Origin of the sequence: Pseudomonas sp. IT-P258 (genome assembly GCF_949767825.1) — a bacterium.
GTDB lineage: Bacteria > Pseudomonadota > Gammaproteobacteria > Pseudomonadales > Pseudomonadaceae > Aquipseudomonas > Aquipseudomonas monachiensis.
This window is the reverse complement of the sequence record NZ_CATKPU010000043.1, coordinates 511718-524616: the sequence shown is the minus strand read 5'-3', so window position 1 is coordinate 524616 and position 12899 is coordinate 511718. Positions and strand designations below refer to the sequence as shown.

Annotated in this window: 11 protein-coding genes; all 11 read left to right on the top strand. The window is 60.8% G+C overall.

The window, feature by feature from the left end; genetic code table 11:
* Positions 1-174 precede the first annotated feature (174 nt).
* The 11 genes from ACM6G4_RS18225 (at position 175) to urtD (ending at position 12854) form a co-directional block, all read left to right on the top strand.
* A complete protein-coding gene (locus tag ACM6G4_RS18225) occupies positions 175-2292 on the top strand; it encodes a TonB-dependent copper receptor (protein WP_414914255.1) in 2118 nt (705 codons plus the stop codon).
* A gap of 112 nt (positions 2293-2404) precedes the next feature.
* A complete protein-coding gene (locus ACM6G4_RS18220; protein WP_056725328.1) occupies positions 2405-3784 on the top strand; it encodes a PepSY-associated TM helix domain-containing protein in 1380 nt (459 codons plus the stop codon).
* A 156-nt stretch (positions 3785-3940) separates the two neighbouring features.
* On the top strand, positions 3941-4729 hold the full coding sequence (locus ACM6G4_RS18215) for an ABC transporter ATP-binding protein (protein ID WP_056725330.1): 789 nt from the start codon (positions 3941-3943) through the stop codon (positions 4727-4729).
* Positions 4726-5685, top strand: a complete 960-nt coding sequence (locus tag ACM6G4_RS18210; RefSeq protein WP_414914254.1) for an ABC transporter substrate-binding protein — start codon at positions 4726-4728, stop codon at positions 5683-5685. The genes ACM6G4_RS18215 and ACM6G4_RS18210 overlap by 4 nt, the downstream gene beginning before the upstream one ends.
* Positions 5682-6692, top strand: coding sequence for a FecCD family ABC transporter permease (locus ACM6G4_RS18205; protein ID WP_414914253.1), 1011 nt, complete (start codon positions 5682-5684; stop codon positions 6690-6692). Before ACM6G4_RS18210 ends, ACM6G4_RS18205 begins: the two co-directional genes overlap by 4 nt.
* A 197-nt stretch (positions 6693-6889) precedes the next feature.
* Positions 6890-7312 (top strand): hypothetical protein, encoded by a 423-nt coding sequence (locus ACM6G4_RS18200; protein ID WP_056725333.1) that lies wholly within the window; start codon positions 6890-6892, stop codon positions 7310-7312.
* Positions 7313-7457: 145 nt separating this feature from the next.
* Positions 7458-7757, top strand: a complete 300-nt coding sequence (locus ACM6G4_RS18195; RefSeq protein WP_414914252.1) for a hypothetical protein — start codon at positions 7458-7460, stop codon at positions 7755-7757.
* A gap of 225 nt (positions 7758-7982) precedes the next feature.
* Positions 7983-9248, top strand: coding sequence for an urea ABC transporter substrate-binding protein (gene urtA, locus ACM6G4_RS18190; RefSeq protein ID WP_007996683.1), 1266 nt, complete (start codon positions 7983-7985; stop codon positions 9246-9248).
* A gap of 155 nt (positions 9249-9403) precedes the next feature.
* A complete protein-coding gene (gene urtB / locus ACM6G4_RS18185) occupies positions 9404-10906 on the top strand; it encodes an urea ABC transporter permease subunit UrtB (RefSeq protein WP_414914251.1) in 1503 nt (500 codons plus the stop codon).
* On the top strand, positions 10906-11985 hold the full coding sequence (gene urtC / locus ACM6G4_RS18180) for an urea ABC transporter permease subunit UrtC (RefSeq protein ID WP_056725344.1): 1080 nt from the start codon (positions 10906-10908) through the stop codon (positions 11983-11985). Before urtB ends, urtC begins: the two co-directional genes overlap by 1 nt.
* Positions 11982-12854: an urea ABC transporter ATP-binding protein UrtD gene (urtD, locus tag ACM6G4_RS18175; RefSeq protein ID WP_414914250.1), complete on the top strand. Its 873-nt coding sequence runs from the start codon at positions 11982-11984 to the stop codon at positions 12852-12854. The genes urtC and urtD overlap by 4 nt, the downstream gene beginning before the upstream one ends.
* Positions 12855-12899: the final 45 nt, after the last annotated feature.

Genomic DNA, 12899 nt, shown 5'->3' with positions numbered 1-12899 from the left:
ACAGCCAACGCAACCTGTGGGAGCGGGCTTGCTCGCGAAGAGGGAGTGTCAGTCAACGTTGATGTTGTCTGGCGCACCGCTTTCGTCGGAACGCCGCCCGGAGCAAGCCCGCTCCCACAGGGACAGCTTCAGGCTGCCGGCCGTGTCGTTTACGACTGTTCGATGGAAATTGTCATGTCCAGGTTTTCCGCTGTCCCGTGCTTGAGCCCTGCCCAAGCCTCTTATGCCCTGAACGAATCCGGCGTTCGTTTCAGGCACGCCACCGCCATCCTGTGCGGTGCTTTGCTGGCGCCTTCTGCGCTGGCCAATGATCACGCCGGTCATAGTGAAGAGTTGAGCCCGACGGTGATTACCGCCGTGGCGCCCAGCTCGCCCTTGACCATCGTCACCAACCCCAAGGACCCGCGCCAACCGGTGCCGGCCAGCGACGGCGCCGATTACCTGAAGACCATCCCCGGCTTTGCCATGGTGCGCAATGGCGGCACCAATGGTGACCCGGTGCTGCGCGGCATGTTCGGCTCGCGGCTGAACATCCTCACCAACGGCAGCATGATGCTCGGCGCCTGCCCGGGCCGGATGGACGCTCCGACTTCCTACATCTCGCCGGAAACCTACGACAGACTCACCGTGATCAAAGGCCCGCAAACCGTGCTGTGGGGGCCGGGTTCTTCGGCCGGGACCATCCTGTTCGATCGCGAGCCGGAGCACTTCGGCGAACTCGGCACGCGGGTCAACGCCAGCGTGTTGGCCGGCTCCTACGGTCGCTTCGACAAACTGGTGGACGCCGCAGCCGGAGGTCAGTCGGGTTATGTGCGGGTCATCGGCAACACCGCGCACTCCGACGACTACCAGGACGGCAACAACGACACCGTGGCGTCGCGCTATGACAAATGGAACGGCGACGTGGCCATCGGCTGGACGCCGAATACCGACACTTTGCTGGAACTGACCGCCGGCCGTGGCGATGGTGAAGCCCGCTACGCCGGGCGCGGCATGGACGGCTCGCAGTTCCTGCGCGAGAGCCTCGGATTGCGCTTCGAGCAGTCCAACATCGGCGAGGTTCTGGACAAGGTCGAGGCGCAGATCTACTACAACTACGCCGACCACGTGATGGACAACTACACCCTGCGCACGCCGTCCGGTACCGGAATGATGTCCGGGCCCATGGCCTCCAACGTCGACCGCCGCACCCTCGGCGCACGGGTCAAGGGCACCTGGCGCTGGGCCGATGTACAACTGATCAGCGGCATCGACGCGCAGACCAACGAGCATCGCCAGCGCGGCGCCATGGGTGTCGACACCTACAAGGACCTGCCGTACACCAAGGATGCCGACTTCCATAACTACGGCGTGTTCGGCGAACTGACCTGGTACGCCGCCGACCGTGACCGCCTGATCAGCGGCGCACGCCTGGACCGTGCCTCGGCCAAGGATTTTCGGCAGACCATCGGCTCGGGCATGATGACCCGCCCGAATCCGACCGCCGACGACACCCGCGCCGATACCCTGCCCAGCGGTTTCATCCGCTACGAGCATGACCTGGCCGACAGCCCGACCACCTTGTATGCCGGCCTCGGTCACACCCAGCGATTCCCGGATTACTGGGAGCTGTTTTCACCCAAGTCCGGCCCCGCCGGTTCGGTCAATGCCTTCGATTCGATCAAGCCGGAAAAAACCACCCAGCTCGATTTCGGCCTGCAATACAAGACCGAAGACCTCGAAGCCTGGGCATCGGCTTATGTCGGGCAGGTGCGCGATTACATCCTGTTCAACTACACCCCGACGATGATGGGTACGACCTCGCAAGCCGAAAACATCGACGCGCGAATCATGGGCGGTGAACTGGGCGCCGCCTACAACCTCACCGACAACTGGAAAGCCGACGCGACCCTGGCCTACGCCTGGGGCAAGAACAGCAGCGATGGCAGTGCATTGCCACAAATGCCGCCGCTGGATGCCCGTTTCGGCCTGACCTACAGCGAAGACAACTGGAGCGCCGGCGCACTGTGGAGAGTGGTTGCCGCGCAAAACCGCATCGACCAGAACAAGGGCAACGTGGTCGGCAAGGACTTCGGCAAAACGCCGGGCTTCGGCGTGTTCTCCCTCAACGGTGCCTATCGGATCAACAGCAACTGGAAGGTCAGCAGCGGCGTCGACAACCTGTTCGGCAAGGCTTACGCCGAGCACTTGAATCTGGCCGGCAACGCCGGTTTCGGCTATCCGGCCAATGACCCGCAAGCCATCAAGGAGCCGGGGCGAACGCTCTGGACCAAGGTGGATATGAGTTTCTAAAAGCTTCGCGAGCAAGCTCGCTCCTACAGGGGAACGAGCCTGCTCGCGATCGGTTGCACAGCAACCGCAAAACAAACAACTAAAAAAGATCCAGCCAAGCGGAGCACACGTGATGAAACAGCCCAAAGTGAATTTCTACAACCTGGCCTGGCGCTGGCATTTCTATGCCGGATTATTCGTTGCGCCATTCATGGTGATGCTGGCCCTGACCGGCACCGTCTACCTGTTCAAACCGCAGCTCGACTCGCTGATGTACAGCAGCCTGCTCAAGGTTCCGGCCGGTCATCACACCGTCTCGGCCGACGACCTGCTGACACGGGTGAAAATGGCTTATCCACAAGGCCAGGTCACCCAATACCTGCCGCCGGTCAACGCCGAGCGCAGCGCGCAGTTTGTCGTACTCAACGATGACAAGGAGCTGAACGTTTTCGTCGATCCGTACCACGGTGACATCCTCGGCGAACAAGACGCCAAGAAGAACCTGCAAGCCATTGCCCGGTCGATTCACGGTGAGCTGATGATCGGCACCGTTGGCGACCGACTGATCGAACTGGCCGCCGGTTGGGGCGTGGTGCTGGTGGTGTCCGGCATTTTCCTGTGGTGGCCGCGCGGTCAGGCGGCAGGCATTTTGTGGCCGCGCCTGAACAGTCGTGGTCGCATATTGTGGCGTGACCTGCACGCGGTCACCGGATTCTGGGGCGCGTCCCTGCTGCTGGTGATGTTGCTCAGCGGCATGACCTGGACCGGCTTCTGGGGCAAGCAGTACGCCGAAGTGTGGAACGTGTTCCCGGCAGCCATGTGGGATGACGTGCCGAAGTCCGACGTCGAGGCGCGCAGCCTCAACACCGCCACCCGCCAGACCGTGCCGTGGGCCATGGAAAACACGCCGATGCCGATGTCCGGCGACCATGCCGGGCACATGGCCCACGACAGCGCAGCGGCCGGTCCGGCATCGCCGACCATCCGCCTGCAGGACGTACAAAACATTGCCAGCGAGCGCAAGGTCGAACCGGGCTACAGCATCACCCTGCCGACCACTGCAACCGGCGTGTTCACCATCGCCGTATTCGCCGACGACCCGCGCAATGACGCCACGCTGCACATCGATCAGTACACCGGCAAGGTCCTGGCCGATGTACGTTTCGAGCAATACGGCAGCGTCGCCCGCGCCACGGAAATCGGCGTGATGTTGCACGAAGGCAAGATGTTCGGCGTGTTCAACCAGATCGTCGTGTTGCTGATCTGTTTGATGATTTTGCTCAGCGCGGTCAGCGGCGTGGTGATCTGGTGGAAGCGCCGCCCGCAAGGAAAACTCGGCGTGCCGCCGCTACGCCACGACCTGCCGAAATGGAAAACCGCGATGGTGATCATGTTCGCCCTGGCGGTAGCCTTCCCGATGGTGGGCGCTTCGCTGGTGGTGGTATGGGTGTTCGATCGCGTGCTGCTGTCACGTTTCACCCGGCAGACTGAGAGCGCCTCATCTTCATCATGAAACAGGCGAGATGCGCGGGGCGAAAGGCACTGTAAACTCCCCGCGCATCACCTCAGCCCCATCGCGAGCAAGCTCGCTCCCACAGGATTTGCGCAATACCTGTGGGAGCGGGCTTGCCCGCGAAGGGGCCATCAGCATCACCTCAAGAGCCACTGCATGACCTCGCTGAACCTCACAAACCTCACCTGGTCCCCTCTGGGTCACGGCCATTGCCACCATCAATTCCAGCTGCGTGATGCCTCGCTACACGTGGCCGCCGGTGAGTTCGTCGGGCTGATCGGCCCCAACGGCAGTGGCAAGACCAGCCTGTTGCGGTGTGCCTGGCGCTTCAGTAAACCGGAAAGCGGCGAAGTCAGGCTCGATCACCAGAACGTCTGGAAACAATCCTCACGCTGGTGCGCGCAACGCATCGCCGTAGTGCTGCAGGAGTTCCCTGATGCGTTCGGCCTCACCGTCGAGGAAGTGGTCGCCATGGGCCGCACGCCGCACAAAAGCTTGTTTGATGGCGATACCCTTGAAGACCGCGACCTGATCAATCAGGCCCTGGAGTCCGTCGGCCTCAATGGCTTCGAAGACCACGGGTTCGCCACCCTCTCCGGAGGTGAAAAGCAGCGGGTCATCCTCGCCCGCGCCCTGGCCCAGCAACCACAACTGCTGATCCTTGACGAGCCGACCAACCACCTCGATCCGCGTTATCAGCTTGAGCTGCTGCAGTTGGTCAAACGCCTGAATATCGGCACCCTGGCGAGCATCCACGACCTCAATCTGGCGGCGGCTTTTTGTGATCGGCTGTACGTGATCAACCATGGTCGTATCGTCGCCAGCGGCACACCGAAAGACGTCCTGACGGTTGCGTTGCTGCGCAATGTGTTCGGCGTCCAAGCGCTGATCGATGAACATCCACTGCACGGCTACCCACGAATCACCTGGATAACCCAACCATGACTTTGCGTTCCCTGCTGCGCTCCTGCCTCCCACTCGTGATGCTGCTGGGCAGCGCCCAGGCATTGGCCGAAGCCACCCGTTACCCGCTGACAATCAAAAGCTGCAACCGCGAGGTGACCTTCAAGCAGGCACCGCAACACGCCCTGAGCCACGACATCAACATGACCCAGATGATGCTCGCCCTCGGCCTCAAGTCGCAGATGGCCGGTTACAGCGGCATCAGTGGCTGGAAGGCCGTGACGCCCGAGATGCAGGGCATTCTCGAAGGCCTGCCGGAACTGGCGGCCAAGTACCCGTCAGTGGAAACCCTGCTCAATGCCAACGTCGATTTCTTCTTCGCCGGCTGGGACTACGGCATGCGCATCGGCGGCGACCTCACGCCACAAACCCTGCAACCGCTGGGCATCAATGTGTATGAGCTGAGCGAATCCTGTGCCTTCGTGATGAAGCGCCCGCCGGCCAGCCTCGAAGACACCTACAACGACCTGCGCAACCTCGGCAGAATCTTCGACGTGCAGGACCGCGCCAATGCCCTGATCGCGAACATGCAGGCGCAAGTCGCGAATATTCGCAAAGACCTGCCCGCGCAAACACCGCGGGTGTTCCTGTACGACAGCGGCGAAGACCGGGCCATGACCTCGGGGCGACTGGGCATGCCACAAGCGCTGATCGATGCCGCTGGCGGGCGCAATATCCTGGAGGATGTCGAAGCGAGCTGGACCCGGGTCAATTGGGAAACCGTGGTCGAACGCAACCCGCAGGTGATCGTGATCGTCGACTACAGCGAAGTCACTGCCGAGCAGAAGATTCAATTCCTGCTGGGCAACAAGGCCCTGCAATCGGTGGACGCGATCAAGCACCGGCGCTTCATCGTCATCCCTTACGTGCAGGCCACGCCCGGGATCGATAACGTACTGGCGGTCGCCACCCTGGCCAAGGGTTTCCACGGCGAATGATTAACCGTCGCTACGCCCTGTTGCTGATTGCCCTCGGCACCCTGTTGCTGGTGTCGTGCGTGGTGTCCCTGGGTTTCGGCCCGGCGCGGGTGCCGCTGGATGTGGTGTGGCGCATCCTGTTGCACAAGCTGCTCGGTGTCGGTGTGCCGGACTGGAACCCCGGACAGGAACATATCGTCTGGCTGATTCGTGTGCCGCGCATGCTGCTCGGCGCGCTGGTGGGCGCCGGCCTGGCGCTGATCGGCGCGGTGCTGCAAGCGGTCACACGCAACCCTTTGGCCGACCCGCACCTGCTCGGCGTCACGTCCGGCGCGACCTTGGGCGCAGTCATCGTGGTGTTGCATGTGGGCGAAATCGTTGGCCTGCTGACCTTGCCGATCGCGGCATTCATCGGTGCATTACTGAGCATGCTGGTGGTGCTGATGATCGCCAGTCGTCATGGTCGCCTCGACAGTGACCGCTTGCTGCTGTGTGGCGTGGCGGTATCGTTCGTGATGATGGCGATTGCCAATCTGCTGTTGTTCTTGGGCGACCATCGAGCCAGTTCGGCGGTGATGTTCTGGATGCTCGGCGGGCTCGGGTTGGCTCGCTGGGAGCTGCTGGCGGTACCGACCGCCAGTGTGTTGCTTGGGTTGATGTTATTGCTGGGCATGGCGCGACCACTGAATGCGCTGATGGCCGGCGAGCAAACGGCGGTGACCCTGGGCCTGAATGCGCGCACCGTGCGCCTGCGAGTGTTTCTGATTGCGTCATTGATGACCGGGGTGCTGGTGTCGATCAGCGGCTCGATCGGTTTTGTCGGGCTGATGGTGCCGCACATTGCGCGGCGCCTGGTCGGGGCTGAACACCGAAGATTGCTGCCGGTGTGCGTGTTGCTCGGCAGCGTGTTTCTGGTTTGGGTCGACGTTGCCGCCCGGACACTGATCGCCCCCGAAGACTTGCCTATCGGTATTGCCACCGCAGCAATTGGCGGGTTGTTCTTCATCGGCCTGATGCGACGTCGTTAACGTCATGGTTAATTAAAAAATTTCAGAACTGCATTTACGCTTGGAAAAAACTCGTATTGAGTTAACACTTAACAAGTACACCATCATGTTCATACTCCGCACTCGCGAGCTCCCCCATAAAACGCTCGCGCACTTCAATGACGATTATTCCTACAACTTAATCGCCACAATTCTTACAAGAGCGGAAAGAGGTAAACATGTTCAAGAAGTTCATCGCATCCATTGCACTTGTTTCAGCGCCCGCATGGGCAGTGCAGCCACCCTTTACTGGCGTTGACTACAGCGGTCGGTATCAATGCACCGGAATGGACAGTCATATCGGTGCGTTTGAAGGTGTTGTCGAGATGAAGCTCAATGCCGAACAAAGTACCGGCGAACACGGTGCCTACGGTTTTACGCTGACGTTGCTCGACAACTCCCGATATGAAGGATTTGCTGCCGCCAACTTGAGTTCCCTGGCGATTTACTTTGCCCATACGGATCCGTCGCTCAAGGATTACGGCGTCGGGATTGCGAAACTCGCTACAACCCCTGACGGAAAAGCTTCATTCACCAAGTACTACTACGGTCCGGAGTACGAGGGTGGCGGGCATGGCTTTGAAACTTGCATTAAAAGCTGACGGTCCCCGTTTACGACGCTGATACGCCATCGTTGAGTCCTGTGGGAGCGGGCCACTCGCGATGGCGTCTGTTTTTTATCGATTTGATGCGCCGTCGATGATCTGCCCTTAGACTGCGAGTCCGCATAATCTCAGGATGAGTTCCATGTTGAAATCGTTTGTTCTCTCGTTGTTGGCTTTCGGCACCGGCACCGTGCTGGCTGACACCACGGTCGATGTTTCGAAAATTTACGGCAAGATTCAGTTCGTCAATTCTTACCCTGACTACAAGGTGAAAATTGACGACAGCTGGCCTGATCTGAAAGTCCAGAAGGTCACTCAGTGGCCCGACTCCGTCGGTAAATGGGAGATTGTCGACCAGTACCCCGACTACAAGATCCAGATCGTTGACTCCTACCCTGACTTCACCATCAAGTATGTGGATTCCTGGCCCGGCGTGAACTGACCACCATTGTCCCGCAACTGCCGCCATGCGGCAGCACCACAATGACGCACCTCCTCGCACCACGGCCCCGACCTCGTTCCTTCATGGTGCGCCCTCAAACCGCGCAACCGCTCTAAAACGACATTCCCCTGCCTTTTGCCGACCGGGCACAGCCCTTGCAAAACACACCTTCAGTAGTCCGCATCTGCCAACCAAGAAAACTCATAAGTTCATGGAGATCGCACAATGAAGCGTCGCAGTTTGATCAAGGCTTTCACACTCTCGGCATCCATTGCCGCGATGGGCATGACCTGGACTGTCCAGGCGGCCGAGACCATCAAGGTCGGTATTCTGCATTCGTTGTCCGGAACCATGGCGATCTCCGAAACGTCGCTCAAAGACATGGCGCTGATGACCATCGACGAGATCAACGCCAAGGGCGGCGTGAACGGCAAGATGCTCGAGCCGGTGGTGGTCGACCCTGCATCGAACTGGCCGCTGTTCGCCGAGAAGGGTCGTCAGTTGCTGACCCAGGACAAGGTCGCCGTGGTGTTTGGTTGCTGGACTTCCGTGTCGCGCAAATCGGTACTGCCGGTGTTCGAAGAACTCAACGGCTTGTTGTTCTACCCGGTGCAATACGAAGGCGAAGAAATGTCGCCGAACGTCTTCTACACCGGCGCAGCGCCGAACCAGCAGGCGATCCCCGCCGTTGAATACCTGATGAGCGAAGAAGGCGGCAGCGCCAAGCGCTACTTCCTGCTCGGCACCGACTACGTCTACCCGCGCACCACCAACAAGATCCTGCGTTCGTTCCTGCACTCCAAAGGCGTGGCCGACAAGGACATCGAAGAGGTCTACACCCCGTTCGGTCACAGCGACTACCAGACCATCGTCGCCAACATCAAGAAGTTCTCGGCGGGCGGCAAGACGGCGGTTATCTCCACCGTCAACGGTGACTCCAACGTGCCGTTCTATAAAGAGCTGGCCAACCAGGGCCTGAAGGCCACCGACGTTCCGGTCGTGGCGTTCTCGGTTGGCGAAGAAGAACTGCGCGGCATCGACACCAAGCCACTGGTGGGCAACCTGGCGGCGTGGAACTACTTCGAATCGGTCGAGAACCCGGTGAACAAGAAGTTCGTCGATGACTGGAAAGCCTATGCGAAGAAACACAACCTGCCGGGCGCCGACAAGGCGGTGACCAACGACCCGATGGAAGCCACCTACGTCGGCATCCACATGTGGGCGCAAGCGGCGGAAAAAGCCAAGTCCACCGACGTCGACAAAGTCCGCGAAGCCCTGGCCGGCCAGACCTTTGCCGCGCCGTCCGGCTACACCCTGACCATGGACAAGACCAATCACCACCTGCACAAGCCGGTGATGATCGGCGAGATCCAGTCTGACGGTCAGTTCAACGTGGTGTGGCAGACCGAAGGGCCGATCCGCGCCCAGCCGTGGAGCCCGTTCATCCCGGGCAACGACAAGAAGCCGGAGTATGCGGTGAAGAGTAACTAAGCCACTGGGCCTGACGGTAGTTCAGGCCCAACACAACTCCCTGTGGGAGCGGGCTTGCTCGCGAAGACGGCGGCACATCCAACATTTATGTGACTGACACACCGCTTTCGCGAGCAAGCCCGCTCCCACATTTAGTCCGAGCAAGGCGACTCTCTATGCCCACTGCCCTGTACCGATTTCTTCTGGCGATCGCGCTCTTGCTGCCGATGGCCACCCACGCCGGTGACGCCGAAGACTTCGTCGCCGCCAATCCCGTGCAGCAAGCCCGGCTGCTGGAAATCTGGGCCGCGCAACCCGATCCGGCCCGTATCGAACTGATCAACGCCCTGCAACTCGGCGAATTGACCGTCGACGGCCAGCCAAAAAACCTGCGCCTGAACAACCGCCTGCGGGGTCTCATCGACACAGCCCTGGCCAGTCATCAGTTGCTCGCCGCCGACGCCAAACTCCGTCTGGCCGCCGCGCGGCAATTGCAAAAAAGCGCCAAGCCGGCGCAATTGAAATTCCTCGATCAGCAACTGGCGGGCGAAAAGGACGAGAGCGTTCATGCCGCCCTCAGCCTGGCCCTGGCCAATCTGCAACTGGTCGACAGCGATCCGGCCGTGCGCCTCGCCGCTGTGCGCTTGCTCGGCGAAACCGGTGATCCGCTAGCCCGCACACGCCTCGAAGGCTTGCTCGATCCTGGCGTTGAGGCTGATGCCGATGTACGCACTGCGGCCGAAACCAGCCTCGCTCAAGTCAAACGCAAACTGCTGGTCGGCGAGATGCTCGGCCAGGCCTTCAGCGGCATGTCCCTTGGCTCGATCCTGCTGCTCGCGGCATTGGGGCTTGCGATCACCTTCGGCCTGCTCGGCGTGATCAACATGGCCCACGGCGAGATGCTGATGCTCGGCGCCTACTCGACCTATGTGGTGCAACTGATGTTCCAGCGCTTCGCGCCGCAGGCCATCGAGTTCTATCCACTGATCGCGCTGCCGGTGGCGTTTTTCGTCACCGCGGCCATCGGCATGGCGCTGGAGCGCACGGTGATTCGCCACCTCTACGGCCGTCCGCTGGAAACCCTGCTCGCCACCTGGGGCATCAGCCTGATGCTGATTCAACTGGTTCGCCTGGTGTTCGGCGCGCAGAACGTCGAAGTGGCCAACCCGGCCTGGTTGTCGGGCGGCATTCAAGTGCTGCCGAACCTTGTGCTGCCGTACAACCGCATCGTCATCATTGCCTTTGCGTTGTTTGTGGTGGTGCTGACCTGGCTGCTGCTGAACAAGACTCGCCTCGGCCTGAATGTTCGCGCCGTCACCCAGAACCGCAACATGGCCGCCTGCTGCGGAGTACCGACCGGGCGCGTGGACATGCTCGCCTTCGGCCTCGGCTCGGGCATCGCCGGTCTCGGTGGCGTGGCCCTGAGCCAGATCGGCAACGTCGGCCCGGACCTCGGCCAGAGCTACATCATCGACTCGTTCCTGGTGGTGGTGCTCGGCGGTGTCGGGCAGTTGGCCGGTAGTGTTTTTGCTGCGTTCGGCCTGGGCATCGCCAACAAGATTCTGGAACCGCAGATCGGTGCCGTGCTCGGCAAGATCCTCATCCTCGCGCTGATCATTCTGTTCATCCAGAAACGTCCGCAAGGCCTCTTCGCACTCAAAGGACGGGTGATCGACTGATGAACCAGCCCCTGATGCTCAAGGCTACACAAAAGGCCGGCCCCAAAGTCACGATTGCCATCGGCGCGGTGATCCTCGTTTTGCTGCTGGCGTTACCACTGCTGTCGTTGTTAACGCCGGACAGTACGCTGCATGTTTCCGCCTATACGCTGACGCTGGTGGGCAAGATCCTTTGCTACGCCATCGTCGCCCTGGCGCTCGATCTGGTGTGGGGATACGCAGGCCTGCTGTCCTTGGGCCACGGCCTGTTCTTCGCCCTCGGCGGCTATGCCATGGGCATGTACCTGATGCGCCAGGCCTCGGGCGATGGTTTGCCGGCGTTCATGACCTTCCTGTCGTGGACCGAAATGCCATGGTTCTGGACCGGCACCAGCAGCTTCCTCTGGACCCTGTGCCTGGTGGTATTGGCGCCGGGGCTGCTGGCGTTGGTGTTCGGCTTCTTCGCCTTCCGCTCGCGGATCAAGGGCGTGTATTTCTCGATCATGACCCAGGCCCTGACCTTCGCCGGCATGTTGTTGTTCTTCCGCAACGAAACCGGCTTCGGCGGCAACAACGGCTTCACCAACTTCCGCACCATTCTTGGCTTCGGCATCACCGAACCGGGTACCCGCGCCGTGTTGTTTTTCGCCACGGTGCTGTTGCTGGTGGCGAGCCTGTACATCGGCTGGCGCCTGGCGCAAAGCAAGTTCGGTCGGGTACTGACCGCGCTGCGCGATGCGGAAAATCGCCTGATGTTCTGCGGCTACGATCCGCGTGGCTTTAAGTTGTTCGTGTGGGTGTTGAGCGCAGTGTTGTGCGGCCTGGCCGGTGCGCTGTACGTGCCGCAAGTGGGGATCATCAACCCGAGTGAAATGTCGCCCACCAACTCGATCGAAGCGGCCGTCTGGGTGGCACTGGGTGGGCGTGGCACCTTGATTGGTCCGTTGCTCGGTGCCGGCGTGGTCAACGGTATGAAGAGCTGGTTCACCGTGGCGTTTCCCGAGTACTGGCTGTTCTTCCTCGGCGCGCTGTTCATCGTCGTGACCCTGTACTTGCCCAAGGGCGTAATCGGTCTGTTGAAGAAAAGAGGTGAGCAATGAGAGTCACTGCAACCGCTGAATTCATGCTCGAACCGGCGTTCTTTCCACCCCTGGAACCCAACCGCGACGCCGGCAGCAGCCGCGATGCCATCGGTCTTGGTCAGCGTGCCGGTAAAGGCCTGAATACGCGCCACGGCACCATCCTGACCCTGGAAGACATCAGTGTCAGCTTCGACGGCTTCCGCGCCCTGAACAATCTGAACCTGTACATCGGCGTCGGCGAACTGCGTTGCATCATCGGCCCCAACGGCGCAGGCAAGACCACCCTGATGGACGTGATCACTGGCAAGACCCGGCCCAGCCACGGCAAGGCCTGGTTCGGCGAAACCCTGGACCTGACGCAAATGAGCGAAGTGCAGATCGCACAGGCCGGCATTGGTCGCAAGTTCCAGAAACCGACGGTGTTCGAAGCGCTGAGCGTGTTTGAAAACCTGGAGCTGGCGCAGAAAACCGACAAGTCGGTGTGGGCCAGCCTGCGGGCACATTTGAGTGGCCAGCAAAAAGACCGCATTGCCGAAGTACTCGAGACCATTCGCCTGACCCCATCGGTCAACCGCCCCGCCGGTTTACTGTCCCACGGTCAGAAGCAGTTCCTGGAGATCGGCATGTTGCTGATGCAGGACCCGCAATTGCTGCTGCTCGATGAGCCGGTGGCGGGCATGACCGACGCCGAAACCGAGTTCACCGCCGAGCTGTTCAAGAGCCTGGCCGGCAAGCACTCACTGATGGTGGTGGAGCACGACATGAGCTTCGTCGGTTCGATTGCCGATCACGTCACCGTGTTGCATCAAGGCGGCGTGTTGGCCGAAGGGTCGCTGGAACAAGTGCAGGATAACGAGCGGGTGATCGAGGTTTATCTCGGTCGATAGACATGTGAACACCGCTCCCACAGGGGGGGCTGAGGAGAATCTGGA

What these genes read in the sequence shown, in the direction of transcription:
- ACM6G4_RS18225 (WP_414914255.1), top strand. Translation starts at nt 175, where the DNA reads ATGTCCAGGTTTTCCGCTGTCCCGTGCTTGAGCCCTGCCCAAGCCTCT.
- ACM6G4_RS18220 (WP_056725328.1), top strand. Translation starts at nt 2,405, where the DNA reads ATGAAACAGCCCAAAGTGAATTTCTACAACCTGGCCTGGCGCTGGCAT.
- ACM6G4_RS18215 (WP_056725330.1), top strand. Translation starts at nt 3,941, where the DNA reads ATGACCTCGCTGAACCTCACAAACCTCACCTGGTCCCCTCTGGGTCAC.
- ACM6G4_RS18210 (WP_414914254.1), top strand. Translation starts at nt 4,726, where the DNA reads ATGACTTTGCGTTCCCTGCTGCGCTCCTGCCTCCCACTCGTGATGCTG.
- ACM6G4_RS18205 (WP_414914253.1), top strand. Translation starts at nt 5,682, where the DNA reads ATGATTAACCGTCGCTACGCCCTGTTGCTGATTGCCCTCGGCACCCTG.
- ACM6G4_RS18200 (WP_056725333.1), top strand. Translation starts at nt 6,890, where the DNA reads ATGTTCAAGAAGTTCATCGCATCCATTGCACTTGTTTCAGCGCCCGCA.
- ACM6G4_RS18195 (WP_414914252.1), top strand. Translation starts at nt 7,458, where the DNA reads ATGTTGAAATCGTTTGTTCTCTCGTTGTTGGCTTTCGGCACCGGCACC.
- urtA (WP_007996683.1), top strand. Translation starts at nt 7,983, where the DNA reads ATGAAGCGTCGCAGTTTGATCAAGGCTTTCACACTCTCGGCATCCATT.
- urtB (WP_414914251.1), top strand. Translation starts at nt 9,404, where the DNA reads ATGCCCACTGCCCTGTACCGATTTCTTCTGGCGATCGCGCTCTTGCTG.
- urtC (WP_056725344.1), top strand. Translation starts at nt 10,906, where the DNA reads ATGAACCAGCCCCTGATGCTCAAGGCTACACAAAAGGCCGGCCCCAAA.
- urtD (WP_414914250.1), top strand. Translation starts at nt 11,982, where the DNA reads ATGAGAGTCACTGCAACCGCTGAATTCATGCTCGAACCGGCGTTCTTT.